This window comes from Paenibacillus xylanexedens, from assembly GCF_001908275.1.
GTDB classification, from domain to species: domain Bacteria; phylum Bacillota; class Bacilli; order Paenibacillales; family Paenibacillaceae; genus Paenibacillus; species Paenibacillus xylanexedens_A.
On the sequence record NZ_CP018620.1, the window covers coordinates 4423874 to 4442902 of the forward strand.

12 protein-coding genes are annotated in these 19029 nt (G+C 44.6%); 9 read left to right on the forward strand and 3 right to left on the reverse strand.

Translation table 11 applies throughout. From position 1 onward, the window contains the following. Positions 1–56 precede the first annotated feature (56 nt). A complete protein-coding gene (locus tag BS614_RS19580) occupies positions 57–1673 on the forward strand; it encodes a glycoside hydrolase family 43 protein (protein WP_084174619.1) in 1617 nt (538 codons plus the stop codon). Positions 1674–1948: 275 nt separating this feature from the next. On the opposite strand, the gene BS614_RS19585 is transcribed toward BS614_RS19580, so the two are convergent. After that, complete coding sequence (locus BS614_RS19585) at positions 1949–2227, reverse strand: DUF3221 domain-containing protein (protein WP_244898164.1); 279 nt, start codon at positions 2225–2227, stop codon at positions 1949–1951. Positions 2228–2464: 237 nt separating this feature from the next. On the opposite strand from BS614_RS19585, the gene BS614_RS19590 reads away from it, so the two are divergent. The 3 genes from BS614_RS19590 to BS614_RS19600 all read left to right on the forward strand — a co-directional run bounded on the left by BS614_RS19590 (position 2465) and on the right by BS614_RS19600 (position 4293). Next, a complete protein-coding gene (locus BS614_RS19590) occupies positions 2465–2767 on the forward strand; it encodes an immunity 53 family protein (RefSeq protein ID WP_235431574.1) in 303 nt (100 codons plus the stop codon). 41 nt (positions 2768–2808) lie between these two features. Continuing rightward, positions 2809–3540, forward strand: a complete 732-nt coding sequence (locus BS614_RS19595) for a hypothetical protein (RefSeq protein WP_074095224.1) — start codon at positions 2809–2811, stop codon at positions 3538–3540. Between the two features lie 378 nt (positions 3541–3918). After that, a complete protein-coding gene (locus tag BS614_RS19600; RefSeq protein WP_074095225.1) occupies positions 3919–4293 on the forward strand; it encodes a DUF2750 domain-containing protein in 375 nt (124 codons plus the stop codon). Between the two features lie 186 nt (positions 4294–4479). Here the strand turns inward: BS614_RS19600 and BS614_RS19605 are convergent, their stop codons facing one another. Further along, on the reverse strand, positions 4480–5094 hold the full coding sequence (locus tag BS614_RS19605; protein WP_074095226.1) for a TetR/AcrR family transcriptional regulator: 615 nt from the start codon (positions 5092–5094) through the stop codon (positions 4480–4482). 176 nt (positions 5095–5270) lie between these two features. On the opposite strand from BS614_RS19605, the gene BS614_RS19610 reads away from it, so the two are divergent. After that, positions 5271–6008: an SDR family NAD(P)-dependent oxidoreductase gene (locus BS614_RS19610; protein ID WP_074095227.1), complete on the forward strand. Its 738-nt coding sequence runs from the start codon at positions 5271–5273 to the stop codon at positions 6006–6008. A 131-nt stretch (positions 6009–6139) separates the two neighbouring features. Here BS614_RS19610 and BS614_RS19615 read toward each other — a convergent pair whose 3' ends face one another. Beyond that, on the reverse strand, positions 6140–7012 hold the full coding sequence (locus tag BS614_RS19615) for a helix-turn-helix transcriptional regulator (protein ID WP_074095228.1): 873 nt from the start codon (positions 7010–7012) through the stop codon (positions 6140–6142). 208 nt (positions 7013–7220) lie between these two features. On the opposite strand from BS614_RS19615, the gene BS614_RS19620 reads away from it, so the two are divergent. From BS614_RS19620 to BS614_RS19635, 4 genes are all read left to right on the forward strand, one after another. After that, positions 7221–13607: a rhamnogalacturonan lyase family protein gene (locus tag BS614_RS19620; RefSeq protein WP_074095229.1), complete on the forward strand. Its 6387-nt coding sequence runs from the start codon at positions 7221–7223 to the stop codon at positions 13605–13607. Positions 13608–13882: 275 nt separating this feature from the next. Continuing rightward, on the forward strand, positions 13883–15595 hold the full coding sequence (locus tag BS614_RS19625; RefSeq protein WP_074095230.1) for a sensor histidine kinase: 1713 nt from the start codon (positions 13883–13885) through the stop codon (positions 15593–15595). Beyond that, entirely contained in the window at positions 15592–16998 is a 1407-nt protein-coding gene (locus BS614_RS19630) for a response regulator transcription factor (protein WP_074095231.1), read from the forward strand. Before BS614_RS19625 ends, BS614_RS19630 begins: the two co-directional genes overlap by 4 nt. A gap of 253 nt (positions 16999–17251) precedes the next feature. Further along, positions 17252–18997 carry a type 2 periplasmic-binding domain-containing protein gene (locus BS614_RS19635; protein WP_074095232.1) on the forward strand — a complete coding sequence of 582 codons (1746 nt, stop codon included), beginning with the start codon at positions 17252–17254 and terminating at the stop codon, positions 18995–18997. Positions 18998–19029 lie beyond the last annotated feature (32 nt).

Consider the following 19029-nt stretch of genomic DNA (forward strand, 5'->3'; position numbering starts at 1 on the left):
CTTTCGTGAATCTGCTGTTGTACAGATCATTACTTTCATACCGGAGGTTTTCTTCCATGAATAAGATCAAGAAAATGATCACCAATCCCATCCTGCCCGGTTTCCATCCCGATCCGTCCATATGCCGAGCAGGGGAGGATTATTATATCGCCACTTCCACCTTTGAATGGTTCCCTGGTGTACGAATTCACCATTCCCGGGATCTGGTTCATTGGCGGCCCATCGCTTCTCCGCTGACTCGTGTAACGCAGTTGAACATGGAGGGCAACATTAATTCCGGAGGCGTATGGGCACCCTGTCTTAGTTACAACAACGGTGTGTTTTACCTGATCTACACCGATGTCAAAAGCCGGGTAGGCGCTTTTAAAGATACCCATAATTACCTTGTGACAGCAACGGATATCGAGGGCCCTTGGTCCGATTCGGTGTATCTGAACAGCAGCGGTTTTGATCCTTCCCTGTTTCATGATGAAGACGGACGTAAATGGCTGGTCAATATGATATGGGATCACCGTAAGGGAAAAAACCGGTTTGCAGGCATCGTTCTTCAGGAATATTCCGTCCAGGAACATAAGCTGATCGGACCGGCCGTTAACATATTTAAGGGAACAGAATTAGGCCTGACCGAAGCACCCCACCTGTATAAACACAACGACTATTATTATCTCATTACGGCTGAAGGTGGAACCGGTTATGAGCATGCGGTTACCGCAGCACGTTCCCGTACGTTACAAGGTCCTTATGAGGTCGATCCTGCCAATCCGATCCTCACTTCATACGGCAGACCGGATTTGGCTCTGCAAAAGGCAGGCCACGGTAGTCTGGTCGAAACGCATACCGGCGAATGGTACATGGCTCATCTGGTGGGACGACCCGTTCATCACAAATATTGCATTCTTGGACGTGAGACCGCACTTCAGCCATGTACGTGGAGTGAGGACGGCTGGCTGAGACTTGCGAGCGGTGACCGATATCCGGAGGTTCAGGTGCCTGCACCGATGATCCAGTCCCATCCGTTTGAGCCGATTGCTGAAATGGATCATTTCGATCACTTTGAGCTTCGGCATGATTGGAATACACTTCGCATTCCACCCGATTTGACTTGGCTCAGCTTGACGGAACGTCCCGGTTACTTACGCTTGCACGGCATGGAGTCGATGAGTTCAACGCACAGGCAAAGCATGATCGCACGGAGACTTCAGGCCTTGGAGTGTGAAGCAGAGACGTGTCTGGAATTTGCGCCGGACCATCCACAGCAAATGGCAGGATTGATTTTGTACTACGATACCCAGGACTATCTCTACTTACGTGTAACTTATCATGAGGAGAAAGGGCTCTGCCTGGGGATCATTCAGTCCAAATACGGGGTATACGACGAACTGCTGGAGGATATTCCGCTAGAGTTGGTGAGCACGCTCCATTTAAAGGCTGTGGTGGATCAAGATCGCGCTCGCTTTTATTATGCGTTAAATAGTGATTCATCCTGGAATACAGCAGGCGAGTGGGTTGATATCACACATCTGTCCGATGAATCTCCAGAGTATATCCGGTTTACGGGAACCTATATCGGTCTTTGTGTACAGGATCTTGGTGGAACCCGAAAACATGCCGATTTTGATTACTTTATGTATAAAGAAACAAAGCATGCAGCTGGTGTATTGGAAAACATGTGACGGTCTTTTGCAAGGAGCAGGGGACAATCCAAAGAGGTCCAGGTCACATATTTATCCATGTGAAATTAAAAGTTATCAGCGGGTTTTAATTTTAAAAAGGAACATTATTCCATATCATCAGTTGATATTGTTAGGGACAAAAATGGAAATGAGAGGCCGGTCGGATTTAACCGTGCGAGATTTAACTCTGAACTCTTGAAAACAAAATGATAAAAGACCTTACGTTTGCTTTGAAACGTTAAGGTCTTTTTATCTTTTGGGCAATCGAAGAATTCTCAGCCTATTTTTTCAATACTCACAACGGTTCTAATGGGTGGCAAGGGTTCTAGTTGGTCAAAGCCAGCAGTGATTCTTACTCTTTGCCCTACTTCAATTGTTTCATATGTTTCTCTATTGACCAAATAATACGAAGCTTCCTGATCTTGTGCTAGTTTTATAAAATCCTCAAGATTTCCATTCTCCAGATCTTCCTTACTTATACTTTGTAGTACAAGAAATTTATACTTGTCATTTTCATACAGTGCCCTCGAAAACTGGATAATTCTCTTTCTCATCCTTGTTAGAACAGCCCGCAAATATAATCATACTAATGAAGATAAACAATATTATTTTTTTCATAATGACCTCCTTAATTTGAAATAAAGTTTTCCCCTTGCTTTTAAGTATACCCTACATAAAAAAAGCAAATTATTACTAAAAGGTAATTCATACGAAAAAAGTATGCAACATGGCATGAGAATTCCTTTAAATAATAAGTCCCTAGAGTAGAAAAAACAAAAAAAGAGGTCACGATGATGGATATCCTAAAATGGATTCAAAGCTGGTATTATGAAAACTGTGACGGTGATTGGGAGCATTTATACGGTGTGCGAATTGATACGGTAGATAACCCTGGTTGGTCTGTCGAAATCGATTTGACGGATACCTATTTAGAAGATGTGCCATTTGATTCGATTGAAGAAGAGAGAAATGAAGAAGATTGGTTCTACTGTATCGTGAGAGATGGAGTGTTTCACAGTGCAGGGGGAGCAAAAAATTTAGAAGAGATGCTTAATTGCTTCAAAAATTGGGCTTCAAGTTTGGATAGAAGTTAATAATGCACTAACCAGCGGGAGTAATCTAAGGAGAGAACCAGATGTATCTAAAAGGATTCAATTTGGATTTACCTTATATTGTAGATGATGAGAATATTGAATCTATAATGAAAAAACAAAAATGTGAGTACAACGAAGCAACGAAATTAGATTATGCGTTGAATTGGAAATGGAAAAGACGCTCTTTTAGTTTGGAAACTCGCTGTATTACAGCGATGTATGAACGTCTATTTGAGAAATACAAAACGAAAGATTGTTGGAAAGTACTAATAGAATGTGTAGAAAACATTTCGGATGAACGTATTGTTAACGATTCTGGTGTGTGTTCGGTACCGATCCAATTTAGTTTGAATGACTTTAGTGGAAAAAATGAGTTGGAGAAAAAAAAGGCTACGCTTCGCCTGCTAATGGAAGGCATAGAGAAACTTGCTCTACGTAATAATTGGGATATTGATCCATTTAGGGAGATAGCTTTGCAAATCGAGGAGTTAGATTATGTAAATGAATGGACTTGGAAAAAAGACGTGAAGAGCCCTAATAAGAAGTACAATGCTAGAGTCATATGTCATCATAATGTAGATAGCATGGATATATTCCTATGTATTTTACAACGTGATGGTACGCAAGTACTTTTAGAGAAGGTCATATCAGAACAACCAGATGAATTCGCCTATGCTAAACATCTAGGTGAACTTACATGGGTATCTGATTTTGAAGTTGCTTTAATTAATAAAACAGGTACTGAAAGGCACTCTGCAACCCTGAAACATTAATTATTTGGCCGTTAGAAAAAATAGTCGAATCCTCTATTAAGAAGACTATAACAAAATCTGCAGTAAAAGAAATCAAAAAGGGAACGTCGTCTGCGGCAAAGAAAATGGGAGGGTCAGGAAAACAAGTTAGATGTACAGAGATAGCAAATGATGATACGGTTTCAACTTCATTGAGAGGTGAAATCAAACGTGATCTAAATGTAATATGAGCAAGAAACACAAAAATGTAAGAGTCCACAGGGGATACCAATGCAGGATAAACGTGGTTACAAGGTAAGAAGAGGTTACGAAAACAGTGTTTAAAATATTCAAAAACTATGAGATGTAATACAGATACGATATTAAATGAAAAATGATAAAACATGATTAGGAGGAAATATGAATCAAAAAGAATTGGAATCTGTTATCAATCGCCCTGCAAGTATTCGTTATGAATACTTCATCAAAAAAGTAGTAGATACAGAGGAAGTGTGGGGTCTTTATGAGAATGGGTGGTCAGTTACTGAAGATGAGAAAGGCAACAAATCACTTCCATTTTGGCCTAAAAAAGAATTCGCGGAGTACTGTGCAACCGATGATTGGAAAATTTATTCAAGTGAACGTATCGATTTGTACGAATTCATAGACGAATTTCTGCCAAACTTAAAGACAGAGGGTTACAAACCATCAATATTCTTTAATAAAGTTGATTCTGCTGTACTGAATGTCGAGATACTAATTGAGGATTTGAAGGCAGAACTCGAAAGATATTAATCTCATTTGGACAAATTTAAGCTACGGACAAGACCATTGTGTCATCTCCGATTAAACAATAAATAATTGTGATTTGTGAAATTGGCGATTGCTGTGATGCATATAAGGTAACATATCGTCCCATTAGAAGTCGCTAATATAGCGACTTTTTATGTATGCATCTAATTTTAATCAACTTACTCGTGATCACGCCTCATACTTGTCACCGACATAATGAAAAGAGTGAATATGCGTTTTGGTGAGTTCAATTACGTTTTTGATAAATGCCTCACGTGATTCACGATATCCGCTTAATATCCAATTGTTTAATAGTCCAAAAAAACCGTAAGCGGTATAGTACTTGAAATAATCCATATTAACTGGGGAGTTGTTGATCGTCTCAAAGACAAATTGCTCTTGATAGATTTTGAGTATGGTTTGTGGAAAGCCTGTATGTAAACCAGGTAACGTATCATCGTATTGAATCAGTTCGAAGAAGTCACGGTGTTCGTAGATATAATCCACGATTTGAAAAGATTCGGCATCCAGCTTGTTTGTTGAAACCTTTTGACCGTGCCAATAGGGTTTGCCTACTGCGCCCCTCAATCCTTCGAGTGTCATACTCAACAACTCTTCGGCGAGAATATATTTATCCTGGTAGTGTAAATAAAATGTGCTGCGATTATAACCCGCCTGATCAACGATGTCTTTGACAGAAACACCATGGAATCCTTTTTTCTTAATGAGCTGAATCAGAGCGGTTTTTAGGTGCTCCTTGGTTCGATTACGATGTTGAGATGTCACAATAAGTTCATTATTCATTCAAAAAAACTCCTATAAATATAGACATAGTTTTATAAAGTGTCTACGAGGTAGACACTTGGTCACATCTTAATGATTGGATTGTTACAATTTTAAGCATAGAATTAGTTTTGTAAACATCATATAGCACTATTTATATAGGCGCTATTCAAAATATTATACTGGGGGATTTATTCATGGGCAAACTTCAAGATAAAGTTGCAGTCATCACAGGAGGAGCATCCGGGATTGGTGCAGCGACAGCTCGCTTATTCGTTTCCGAAGGAGCTAAAGTGGTATTGGTGGATCTGAATGAAGAAAAAGGCAAGGCGTTTGAGCAGGAACTGAAAGCGCTTAAAGCAGAGGCTCTCTTTATTAAAGCAAACATAACAAGTGAAGAAGAGGTTTCTGAGATTTTCAAACAAACCGTAGAAACATTTGGTCAAGTGGATATCGTATTCAACAATGCGGGAATCGGACGTGTTCATCCCACGCATGAGCTTGATTATGCCGAATGGCGCAATACGGTCAATGTTGATCTGGACGGCGTATTCTTGGTTGCGCGTGAATCGATCCGCGAAATGCTGAAAATTGGCGGAGGCACAATCGTCAACACAGCGTCCATGTACGGATGGGTTGGTTCGCCTGGTTCAGCAGCCTACAATGCAGCTAAAGGCGGCGTTGTGAATCTGACTCGTTCCCTCGCGCTGGAGTATGCTGAGCAGAATATTCGGGTGAACTCCCTTTGCCCAGGCTTCATCGATACACCGATTATCCCGGAAGAGAGCAAGCAAGCACTTTCTGCGGCAACACCAATGAAGCGTCTGGGTCAAGCAGAAGAGATGGCGAAAGCCGTTCTATTCCTAGCTAGCGACGATTCTTCATATATGACAGGAAATAGCCTGATCATAGACGGAGGATACACCGCTCAATAAGTGCAGCAGTGTCGAAGTCCACAAGAAAGAACATAGTTCCATTAAAAGTCGCTATTCTAGCGGCTTTTTTTGTTTTTATTGGTACAAGAGCAGTTCCCGAGCCAAGGACAACTAGCAAACAGCGAGTTTAGCTATTCATAATAGATGGCCTCGTAAGGAAACTCTAACTTATTCATGCGATATTCTTTGGGAGACATGGACATATATTGCCGGAAAACTTTGCCGAAATAGCTGGGACTCTCAAAGCCGCATTGTTGACCAATTTGGGAAATCGGAAGTTCCGTTGTACGTAGTAATCGTACTGCAACCTCAATGCGTCTGTCTTTGAGATAGGCTAACGGTGATGTTTTCTCGGATTTCTGAAATAACCTGCACAAGTAGTGTTTATTGATATCACAATGACTGGCCAGCAGATCCAGTGTCAAAGGGGAGGCATAATTCTCTCGAATGAACTTTTTACATTTCTCAATCGTTGTTATGGATAAGGCACCGATATCCTTCTCCGCATCCCGACTCGTCTGTACCAGGATAAGCAACCACCGATAGACTTGCATGGACAAGCGATACTTGTCCGTAACTTTCTCTTGATGAATCAAATGGATAATTTGCCATAACTCTTGAATCAAGGGAGAGTCCGCGTTTCGTCGAATGACATGTCCCTCATTATCATGGATCATATCCCAAATTCGGTTAGCTTCATCCCCGCGAATGTTGATCCATATAAATTCCCATGGTTCGTTGTTCTCTTGTTTATAGTAATAGCAATGTTCTCCAGAGATTTTAACAAGTAGGGCATGTCCCTTTGGTAAAGGAATCGTTTGATTTTCAATATCCAGATAACCCTGACCATTAAGTGTGTATTGAAAAACGACGTGCCCCGGATCCGGTCTATCATCACTTGGACAACGATATTCCTCGCTAGAAACGATCTGCCATCCAATAGAGTCAAGTGTCATGATTGATGTATCGTCATTACGAAAAGCATAAGAAACCGTATGAACCATCGTTTCATCTCCTTCCTAAAAAAGTCAATTATTTTATATAATACGTCACATTTTTTAGATTGTCTGTCTTTTTTTAGACCTGTAAGATAAATGTAAGCGGTAACATAAAAAGGAGGTGGCTGTAAATTGTGTTCATATGACAACAAGCAGGGCAGGATCGAACTGATGATTCTAAAAATGAATTTTTAGATAAGGAGGAGTTAATCGAATGATCCGAAGAACTGTTTCCATCCAGAAATCGATGTTTGTATCTTTTTTAGCACTCCTTATGGTTATTTCACTGGCTGTTCCTCCGGCACCGATGCGTGCAGAGTCATCATCAAACGGCCTGCCGGGTCGCCAAGCAGAATACCTGAACCGGGGTTTGGTCGCGGTTCTTGTAGACAACGGCGTTTTTTTAAGCTGGAGGTATTTAAACAACGATCCAGATGATATCGCTTTCAATATATATAAAAATGGAATCAAAGTGAACGCATCACCCATAAGCGATGTGACGAACTATGTGGACACCACTGGTTTCGACAGCTCGCAATATCAGATCTCCACCGTTATTGCAGGCAAAGAGCAAATGCAACCGGAGGTTGTATCGGTCTGGCATAACGATTATCTGCCTATTCCGCTCGATAAACCGGCCGATGGCCGAACTAAGGACGGCGGAACATACTCCTATTATGCAGGTGATGCTTCCGTAGCTGACTTGGACGGGGATGGCGAATATGAAATTGTTTTCCTGTGGAGTCCAAGCAATTCCAAGGACAATTCGCAGGCAGGTTATACCGGCAATGTCTATATCGATGCCATCAAACTGGACGGCACAAAGCTGTGGAGGATTGACCTGGGAGTCAATATCCGCGCCGGAGCGCATTATACGCAGTTAATGGTATATGACCTCGATGGCAACGGAAAGGCCGAGGTTGTCGTCAAGACGGCGGACGGCACGAAGGACGGCCAAGGCACGGTCATTGGTGACGGCACGAAAGATTATCGCAACGACGGCGGATACATACTGTCAGGGCCGGAATATCTCACGCTGTTTAACGGTGAGACTGGCGCGGCTGTATCCACTGTGAATTATGATCCGCCAAGAGGCAACGTCAACGATTGGGGTGACGGCTATGGCAACCGTGTAGATCGGTTCCTTGGCGCGATTGCTTATCTGGACGGTACGAAGCCAAGTGTCGTGATGAGCCGGGGTTATTATACCCGCACAGTGCTTGTTGCTTATGATTATGTTGGCGGGGAACTCGTCAAACGCTGGACGTTCGATACAAACGAAGCAGGATCACAATATCAATCACAGGGCAACCATAATCTAAGTGTGCTGGATGTCGACAAGGACGGCAAGGACGAAATTATGTTTGGCGCCTTGGCCATTGATGATGACGGCAGCTTGCTGTACAGCACCGGGCTCGGCCACGGTGACGCCATGCACGCCGGCCAGCTCGATCCGAACCGGGAGGGTTATCAGGTCGTAAGCGTGCATGAGCATTCGGATGCGGCATACGGACTGGAGATGCGCGATGCGGCAACAGGTGAAATCCTCTGGGGTGAGAAAACAGGTTTTGATACCGGTCGCGGGATGTCGGCGGACATTGATCCGAACTATCCGGGTTACGAATCATGGGCAACGACCGTTACCAACGGTCAAAGTGTACCTGTAACCAATACCTATTCAGCAGCCGGAGAGGCTATCTACACTGTGGAGGAAGGGCCCAAAACCGCCAATTTCGCCATCTGGTGGGATGGAGATCTTCAGCGTGAGCTCTTGGACCATGAGTGGGATAATAGCACAGCCAAAGGAATTCCGCTCATCTATAAGTGGGATTACCAAAACAAAAAGCTGAATGAAATCTTCCGGGCAACCGGTACGTTAACGAACAACCATACCAAAGGCAATCCGGCACTCCAGGCGGACATTCTGGGCGACTGGCGTGAGGAGCTTCTGCTGCGGAGCGAAGATAGTTCGGAGTATCGCCTTTACACAACGACCATTCCTTCAGACTATCGCATCCCTACGCTGATGCAGGATCCTGTGTATCGACTTGGCGTAGCCTGGCAAAATGTAGCCTACAACCAGCCGCCTCATACCGGCTTTTATCTTGGAGCGGAAGCTACAGCATTCCCTAAAGCCAACTTGGCGCTGACTCGCGAAGCTGAAATGCTGGAGCCGGTCTACCGTTTTAATTTCGGTACAGAGACTGCGTCAGGAAGTACGAACATACAGGATACGCTCTACGCACAAGATCCGGGATACGGCTTCAAGGATACAAGTGATGTTACGGTAGGGGCAAACCAGGTTTCGGTTGCAACAGGTACGACATTTGCTGTTGACCTGCCCAATGCAAACTATAAGGTGACGCTGCGATTGGGCAATGATGCAAATGACTCGAACGTTGGAGTCAAATCTGAATTCGTCCAGAAGCTCGCCGTAACCAATGTGACAGCAGGGACACCATTGGAGTATTCCTATGATATTGCTGTGGTGGATGGACAGCTCGATCTTCTCTTCACGGGTACAGCCATAGACATCCAAGACGTCATCATCGAGAAATATCCGGAGAAAGTAGCCGGTGCGGCAACAACGATCTATATGGCCGGTGATTCAACCATGCAATCTTACAGTGAAATGCAGGCTCCTCAAGAAGGATGGGGACAACAGTTCGGACGCTATTTCTCCAATGGGGCAGTGATCGTGAACGATGCGATCGGCGGCCGAAGCAGCAAATCATTCATGGTAGACGGTCGTCTGGATACGATCCTGCAGCGAATCAAGCCGGGGGACTTCTTCTTCATTTCCTTTGGTCATAACGACGCTAGTGCAGGGATACCGGACCGGTATGCATCACCGGAGGATTATAAGGTCTACTTAACTCGTTATGTAAACGGTACCAAACAGCGCGGCGCTACACCAGTATTGCTCACTCCGGTTGGACGCAGAGACTTCAATACGGTGACTCAGGAGTTCAACGTCAGCTTCCCGGCATACGTGCAGGCTGCCAAAGAAGTGGCAGAAGAGCTTGACGTGCCGCTGATTGATCTGAGCAAGTTAAGTATTGCGTACTACGACAAAATTGGTAATACAGCTACGGAAAAAGTATTCCTATATGCTAATCCGGGTGAATATCCAAAATACCCGAATGGAATCAACGATAATACCCATTTCAGCAGCTATGGTGCACAGAAAATTGCCGGACTCGTTGCTGGTGCAGTCAAAGACATGGAGCTGAGCATTTCATCACTGGTCATCGACCCGGATATTACCGAGCCAGAACCAGAGCCGGAAACCCAGCTCTATGAGGAGGATTTTGAAGGCGACGCTTCGGGCTACCAGTATGCGATGGTCAATGCCACGGGTATTGCAGGAACCATGACAGGAACCGTTGTTGAACAGTCCGGAAATAAGGTACTGTCCGTCGCTGGTTCCGGATCGGGCAATCGGGCCAAGGTATTCCGTCTGTTTGATGCCGTAAACGGCGATCAGGTGAACGTGAACTTTGACTGGCAATCCGGTAATGTGAGCGCATACCCATCAGAAGGTCATCTCACGGTCCAGGATTCTAACGAAAATGCCCTTTTCACGCTGTTTACGAAAACCGGAAGCACCAAAATTCATTATTTTGTCGGTGCATATAATCCGGACTACGGCACAGGGGATACGGCCATACCTGAAGGGGGAACGGCTACAGATATTTCCAAGAACCAGTGGGTCAATGTGGATGCTACCGTTAATTTTGCCGAGAAAACACTTGATCTGACATTAACGAACATAGCGGATCCGACAGTTACCCAAACGATTGCAGATATCTCGCTGAGTTCCGGTGCATATGCGGACAACGTCAGATCCATGCGCTTCCTGGGAACAAGAAAAGGCGGTGGAGGCACGTTGAACTGGACTACCCAGATCGACAACGTGCGAATTGAAGGCACTCAGCTCTCTTCGGAGGGTGGCGATCAGACTGCATTGATCGCTCTGTACGATGAGATCAAAACAATTGATCTGTCGGAATACACAGATGCATCGAAAGCCGTGTTGAACCGGGCTTTGGCAGCAGCGGAAGCTATATTCAATACGGGAGCCACTCAGGCTCAAGTTGACCATGCGTTTAACATGTTAACTGTTGCGAAGGATTCATTAACAAGTGCACCGAGCGAAGAGATAAGTGAATACAAATTTGACTTTGGTTCTGGCGATGCAGCCGACGGATACATCAAAGTAGATGCCAAAAGAGCGTACATCGAAGGCAACGGGTACGGATTTGCTGATACTGCGCTAACCAAAGATGAAAACCGGGAGACCGGGGATGCACTCAAAAAGGATTTCACACGGGTAAACGGCACCTCATTCCTGGTGGAGATGGAGCCAGCCAATTACCGGGTAACGATGACCATCGGGGATGCGGAGGAATCGACCAGCGCAAATGTTGTTGTAGAGCAGATGACAAAGCTGCCGCTCACAACCATTGCCAAGGGCGAATTCAAAGAAATTACGTACGACATTGCCCTGATTGATGGAGTCTTTAACTTCAACTTCACCGGAAATGCACCGAAGATCAATGCGTTGAAGCTGGAGCGTCTGCCAGATCACAGTGCAAGTGATAAACCTGTTATTTATTTGGCCAGCGATTCCACTGTGGCTAATTACGCGGAAAACTATCGTCCGCAAGCAGGCTGGGGAGAAACATTGGGTGGATTTTTTGATCCAAATGAAGTCAGTATTGATAACCGGGCAGTTGGAGGTTTGAGCAGCAAAACCTTCCTGGTCGGCGGATATCTCAACGATATTTTACTCGACATTCAAGAAGGCGATTATCTGTTCATGCAGTGGTCGCATAATGATTCCACACCTTCACGTCCAGAGCGTTATCTTACACCACAGCAATTTAAGGTATATCTAAAAGAATACATTAACGGTGCTCTTCAAAGAGGGGCAATTCCGGTTCTGGTCACACCAGTGAATCGTCGTGATTTTACCGGAGAAGTGCTGAACAAAAGCTTCCCGGAATACGTACAGGCGATGAAAGAAACGGCGCAGGAAACGGAAACACTTATCATCGATCTGAACCAAGCCAGTTGGGAGCATTTCCAGGAGCTTGGTACAGAAGGAACCAAATCGATATTCATGTGGGTAGGTACAACCGAGGACAACACACATTTGCAAATGAACGGTGCAATCAAGGTGTCTGAACTGGTGGCACGACTTGTAAAGGAATTGAATATTCCGCTATCTGATTTTGTTACGTTGGAAGGAGAAACTCCGGAGCAGAAGGCCCCGCATACTACGGCAACTGTGGAAGGGGAATTACAGAACGGCTGGTATACTTCACCGGCACAAGTAACCTTCACAGCAAGCGATGAAGATTCCGAGATCGAAGGGACCTATTATCAAATCAATGGTGGCGAAACGGTGAGTGGCACACAGTTGACCCTGACTGAAGAAGGTACACATACCATCACCTACTGGAGCGTCGATGTTGACGGGAACAAAGAGAGCGAACAATCTTTGTCCATATCCATTGATCTCGTACCTCCAACCATTGAAATTCATGGTCAGACCGAATACACCATTGATCAGCATGTGGAAATTGGCTATACAGCCTCCGATTCGGTATCCGGTGTGGGAGAACCGGAGGGTGTGCTTCTCGACACTCCTGCGTATACACTGGAACCCGGTCTGAACCAAGTTACGGCAACGGTCTCTGATTTGGCTGGCTGGGAACAGACGGTAGAATATAGTTTTGGCGTTATTGCCACATTCGACAGCCTGATCAATCTGACCAAGACCTTTGCTGATGAATCGATCGATCCTAATGCTGGTGTTCTTGCTGATCAGCTCACAAACACGTTACAGCAGGCCAAACAGGCAGCAAACGATCGTGAAGGAGCAAAAGCGCGTCAATTGCTTGCATCCTACGGTAATGACGTTCAAGCAGCTAGAGGAACCGTATTTACGGATGAGCAGGCAAGTGTTCTGATTAAGTGGGAGGAATGGCTCCATCAGACAACGCCACTAGCAAACGGTGCCCCTGGCACTCCGGTGTTATCTGATAATAACGGTTACGACACGGGGCTCAAAGACGGAGACTATACAATCACGATGAATCTGTGGTGGGGGAATAACGGTAATCAGTTCAAGCTATATGAGAATGGTGAATTGATTAAGGAAATTTCTCTGGTCGATCAATCCCCGTCCGCCCAATCTGTTCAAGTTGATATTACTGGAAAGAAAAATGGCACCTATATCTATACTGGAGAATTGATCAATGCACTGGGTTCAACCATGAGTGTTCCACTGACAGTCATCGTCACGGATGCTTCCCCGGGGCAAGCCGTTCTGTCGAACGACAACTGGGACGGTGACGGCAACTATAATGTCACCATGAATCTGTGGTGGGGAACAAACGCAACCGAATACGAACTTTACGAAAATGGTGTATTGATTGACACACAATCGCTGCAATCACATTCGCCTGGTGTACAGTCTGCGGTTACCTCAATCTCTGGAAGGGCACCTGGAATCTACGAGTATGAAGCTGTACTTCGTAATTCTTCAGGGGAAACCAGATCACACAAATTAAATGTGACGGTACGAGAGTAGACTGAAATGTGTGAGCATTCCATTAACAAGAAGTGATTACAACTGAAGTAAGGTACGCATATAAAAGTGCTATTCCTCATTATTTTGAGGAGTAGCACTTTTTATATGCGCACAGTATGAAAGCGTTTGACTTATTTGAATATCAATCTATAATGATGAAAGGAAATTGGACTTGGACAGGATACAGACAGCCTGTCCGCTTGAATGTATATTCAGAGCAAGCTTCCATACGCAGGAGGCTTGCTGTTTCATTTTCAGAAGGAGAATAGGTTCCCATGACACTTAAAAAAAGAATATTTTTACTGTTCTTTCTCAGTGCGTTTATCCCCTTTATCAGTATATTTGCAATTTCTTATTATACGATCGACTCCATTTTCGCAAATAAGATCGATGATGGTATCCGCAGCAATTTACAACAGGTGACATCCTCATTGGAGAATTCCATCACCAATCTGAATCATGTGACGCAACAATTATCTTACAGGGGTACTTTAGGCAAAAGAATGGATGAATTCTTGAATCCGTCCTCCGATATCTTCGAACTGATTGAGGCCAGGGACGAAATAAAGAACGAGTTAAGTGTTGTCACCTTCACCAATCCTAATATCGGATTAACCCTGTATTACTTTCAAAAAGAAGGTACTACTCAGTTCGGCAACTTTCCAATCAAGGATCGTTTCTCTCCTGAGTCTCTGCCTGTGCTCTTCCAAACCTATGGCATTAAGTACTATGGCCCCCATATGAGTATGAACCGATTCGATGATCAACTCGTTCTGTCTGCTATGCGAAAAGTACAACTTTCCGAGAGGAACGACGTGTTCATTTACGTAGAATCAGGCTTTCGCCTCACACAGGATAACTTGGGCTACAATCAATACAACGGCGCATTGTCTCATCTCATCCTGGATGGTGAGGGAAACATTGTGTACAGTGAAATACCGGAAGCCATGAAGGTAGGGGAGAATTTCTCCAGCTTAACAGTAGATCCTGCCAAAGACGGGATATCCCGCGGGTATCACTGGTTCAAGGAGGATTCCTCACAGAAATGGAGTGTCGTATCGGTCATTTCGCAGTCTCAATATCAACAGGAGAAAAACCAGTGGTTGCTTCAAATTTTGCTGGTCGCTTTATTTTTCCTCGGCTTTACCGTGTTTCTCGCTTGGCTTCTGTGGAAGATGGTCTACAAACCACTCGGTCTGTTTCATTCGGAGATCAATGGAATGTCCAAGAATCCACAAACAAAAGGGAGCCGAGCTCGCACTCAGATTCCCGAATTTGATTTTCTGTTGGGTGAATTTTCGAATATGCAGCATCAGATTGGTGACCTCTTCAAGGAAGTTCAGCAGAAAGAGAAGATTCGTGCAGACCTGGAAGTGGAAAAACTGCTCTATCAGATCAACCCGCACTTTCTAATGAATACGCTCGATACGGTGCACTGGCTGGCCGTCATGAACGGACAAGGAGAGATCGACAAGCTGGTGCAGTCATTGAATAAGCTGCTCTATTACAATCTAGGCAAATTAGGGCAAGTATCCACCATGGAAGAGGAGATCGATGCCCTAAGACAGTATCTAATTTTGCAGCAAATTCGCTATGACTTTGAATTTGACGTCCGCATTACTGCAGATGAACAAGTGCTTCAAATTCCTGTGCCCCGCTTTATTCTGCAACCGCTGGTTGAAAATTCGTTATATCATGGATTGAGTGACGAAGGTTTTATTCAGATTGAAGTGACATGCACTTCAACGTTGAACATTATGATACAAGATAATGGTGCAGGTATGACTGAGGAAACCATTCATAATCTGCTGAACAATCGTGAAGCTGAACAACAAAAAGTAGGGATGGGCATCGGACTTAATTACGTTCACCGCATGTTGAAAGCACAGTACGGGGACCAAGCACAACTGGTGATCGAGAGTGAATTGGGAACAGGGACAAGCATACTGCTCGTATTGCCTATTAAAGGAGAAGATATCTCGGCATGATTAAGGTATTGATTGTAGATGATGATAAGCTGGTACGCAAAGGTATTAGCTCTGCGATGCCATGGGACGAGTTCGACATGGAGGTTGTAGGAGAAGCAAGCAACGGGTTGAAAGCACTGGATTTTCTGAAAACCCAACCGGTCGATCTGATGCTAACGGATCTTGCGATGCCCGTCATGTCAGGGATCGAACTGATGCGAGCTGCAAGGCAGCTCTATCCTGAACTTCATATCGTTGTGTTAACACTGCATCAGGATTTCGATTATATCCAGGAAGCGCTAAGACTCGGAGCCATCGATTATATAGCCAAAGTGCAGCTGGAGAAAGAGCAATTCGAACATGTTCTGCAACGGATTCATACAAGAATTAACGGGTTGACAAGCACGATAAGAAAGATGCCTGCACAGAATGAAATCAATTTCCATTATCGAAATGTGTATGCTCTTGTTTCACAAGATCGGAAATCAGAGCATAAATGGCCAATGGAGCTAACTGCGCATGAAGATGAGATAAGATGGGAGGTTGAGCGTCATAGCTGCATGTGGGCTGCACCCCCGTCCGAAGAGGATCAACTATTTCATCAATTGAGAGAATCCCTGCATCAAGTTCCCCAGTGTACGTTGTTGGTTTTATCTGATGTACAAGAGCTAACATGGTCGCAAATCAAAAACTGGATTATGAATTATACAGAGACGTCTTTATTCTATGTTTACAACCCCAATAACCAAGTCATTGCCGTTTCCATGAATGAAGAAGACACATGTTCAAATGAACCACAGGATGAGGACCTTGACCGGATTAAACAAATTTGGTTCCAAACCCCATGGACCCACCATGACAGTTACTACAATCAACTCATTGACCAGTTTATATCCTTACGATTACATAAAGGTCAGTTGATGGGATTGCTGTACTCAATCGTGATGGAATGGAACCACCTTTTTGCCCAAACTACGCTTGGAAGAATCGCGATGATCCATTCTTTCGAGTCTTGGTACGAGGTTGAAGAATGGATCAAACAGACTGCTGCAAGCATTCGCAAGGCTGATGAACAGACTTCGTACTCACAGGAAATCATCGATGCCGTGAAAAAAGCAGTGATGATCGTGCAGCAGGATTTGGAACAGGCCTATACAGCTTTAGGTCTCTCCCAACAACTCAACATCAGCCGAAGTTATTTCAGTCAATGTTTCAAAGATTTGATGGGGAAAACCTTTAATGAGTACTCCCGCTTCATCCGGGTAGAGAAATCCAAAGAGTACTTGCTCAATACGAATAATACGATTTTCTGGATTGCGGAGCGAGTGGGTTATTCGGATGAAAAATATTTCAGTCGGATTTTCCGCGAACTGACAGGTCTTCTGCCAAGCGAATATCGGCAGCTAGGTAGAGGGAATAAATAGCCGACAGTCTCCTGTTTTAGGAGCTGCCGGCTTTTGTTTTTTGATCGAGAAGAGGGGTAGATAGACAAATGTTGGTCAGTAGGTAGGGTAAATGATCACAAGTTAACCATACTTCATCATACGGACTGAAAACTGTAACCATTTCTCTATCCAAACGGACGTGTAATCCCTATCTCGATGGGCCTTCACTTCATTTTATAATGAAAGCGTAAACAAATATATTGAACATCAGAATAAAGGGGAATCGAACTAGATGAGAACAAAATGGTCTATAAAAAGCAAACGGGTGACAAAGCGTCTGGCCGTGCTGTCCATGTCCGCCTTGATGGTTGCAGCCCTAGCGGCATGTGGAGACTCTTCCAATCCTCCTACTGCAGAGGAAGCAGGCAAATATGAGGTAACGCCTGGAGATCCGTTCAGTGCCTATAAAGACGAAATCACCGTAACCATGGGACGGGTAACCACAGCCAACCCAAAACTGCCGGCTGGTGATACCTATGAGAACAACGCATATACTCGGCTGGTCAAAGACACGTTTAACGCTCAGATTACAGATCAATTTGAAGCCAATGGTGAAGATTATAGCCGTCAAGTTTCGCTCGCTATCGCATCCGGGGAATTACCTGATATGATGCGTGTTGATTCCAAAGATGAACTGAAAGAGCTGGTGGATAACGATCTGATTGAGGATCTGACATCCATTTACGATCAATATGCCACGGATAATATCAAGCAGATGTACGATTCCTATGATGGACGTGCATTAGACAATGCAACGATTGATGGACGTTTGATGGGCCTTCCGGCGACTTCCCTGGATTCCGCACCAACAATGGTTTGGGTCCGTCAAGATTGGCTGGATCTGCTGGGGATTCAACTCGATGCAGACGGAGACGGCGCCATTTCGCTGAATGAAGTGGAGCAAACAGCGCTGGAATTCCTGAAAAGAGATCCTGGCCAATCCGGGAACCCGGTAGGTATTCCATTTGTGAACACGATGAACACAACAGATTACAATGGCTCTGCTTATACGATGCTGGGAGTAGCCTCAACCGAGGGAGCCTTCCCGCAATATTGGATGAATGGTGAAGACGGCAAAATCGTGTATGGTTCTACGACAGAAGAAACGAAAAAAATGCTGGGCACCATGGCGGATTGGTTCAAGAATGGCATCATTGACCCGCAATTTGGAACCCGCACGTTTGACGATATTACCGCACTCTACGCCAATGGCCAAAGCGGCATCGCCTTTGGACCGTGGCATATCCCTGACTGGGGACTGATCAGTGCGAAACAGATGGATAAAAATGCGAAATTCTCGGCTTATACGCTAGAGGATGCAAACGGCAAGGTCAACGTGGCGCATGCCAACCCATCCAATCAGTTTATCGTGGTGAGAAAGGGATATGAACACCCTGAACTGGCCGTTAAGATTCTTAACCTGTTCTACGATAAACTGGCTAATGATAAAGATGCCGCAACAACCATGCCGGAAGCTGCCAAATATCAGGAGACCGGGGTAGACGGTTCAACGAGACCGTTTAATATCGAAGTCAATTCGGCTACATCGCTACTGGATGATTACTCTGACGTTGTTCGCGGGATTAAAGGAGAGATCAGCCTGGATGAGGTTCGCACAACCGAATCGAAGAACAATATCGGAAGCATCAAAACCTATTTGAGCGACATGGATACGGATGATGTGACTGCTTGGTCAAAATATCATTCGCGGATCAACGGTGTTGGACTGATCGACAAACTGACACAAGAAAACAAATTTGTATGGATGACACCTGCTTTCTCTGGCACTACACCAAGCATGAAACAGACGTGGGCCAATCTGACAAAGTTGGAGCAGGAGTCGTTTATCAAAATCGTAACGGGCTCAGAACCGCTCGATTATTTCGATACATTTGTGAGCAACTGGAAGAAACAGGGTGGTGATCAAGTCATTCAGGAAATTGAAGACGAGATCGCATCGAAAAATAAACATCCATGAACAGTAGCAGGGCTGCGATACGCAGCCTTTCT

Bases quoted from the DNA above. Each gene is read 5' to 3' on its own strand.
- BS614_RS19595 (WP_074095224.1), top strand. From the start codon at position 2,809: ATGTATCTAAAAGGATTCAATTTGGATTTACCTTATATTGTAGATGAT.
- BS614_RS19615 (WP_074095228.1), bottom strand. From the start codon at position 7,012: ATGGTTCATACGGTTTCTTATGCTTTTCGTAATGACGATACATCAATC.
- BS614_RS19625 (WP_074095230.1), top strand. From the start codon at position 13,883: ATGACACTTAAAAAAAGAATATTTTTACTGTTCTTTCTCAGTGCGTTT.
- BS614_RS19600 (WP_074095225.1), top strand. From the start codon at position 3,919: ATGAATCAAAAAGAATTGGAATCTGTTATCAATCGCCCTGCAAGTATT.
- BS614_RS19605 (WP_074095226.1), bottom strand. From the start codon at position 5,094: ATGAATAATGAACTTATTGTGACATCTCAACATCGTAATCGAACCAAG.
- BS614_RS19585 (WP_244898164.1), bottom strand. From the start codon at position 2,227: ATGAGAAAGAGAATTATCCAGTTTTCGAGGGCACTGTATGAAAATGAC.
- BS614_RS19635 (WP_074095232.1), top strand. From the start codon at position 17,252: ATGAGAACAAAATGGTCTATAAAAAGCAAACGGGTGACAAAGCGTCTG.
- BS614_RS19610 (WP_074095227.1), top strand. From the start codon at position 5,271: ATGGGCAAACTTCAAGATAAAGTTGCAGTCATCACAGGAGGAGCATCC.
- BS614_RS19630 (WP_074095231.1), top strand. From the start codon at position 15,592: ATGATTAAGGTATTGATTGTAGATGATGATAAGCTGGTACGCAAAGGT.
- BS614_RS19580 (WP_084174619.1), top strand. From the start codon at position 57: ATGAATAAGATCAAGAAAATGATCACCAATCCCATCCTGCCCGGTTTC.
- BS614_RS19590 (WP_235431574.1), top strand. From the start codon at position 2,465: ATGATGGATATCCTAAAATGGATTCAAAGCTGGTATTATGAAAACTGT.
- BS614_RS19620 (WP_074095229.1), top strand. From the start codon at position 7,221: ATGATCCGAAGAACTGTTTCCATCCAGAAATCGATGTTTGTATCTTTT.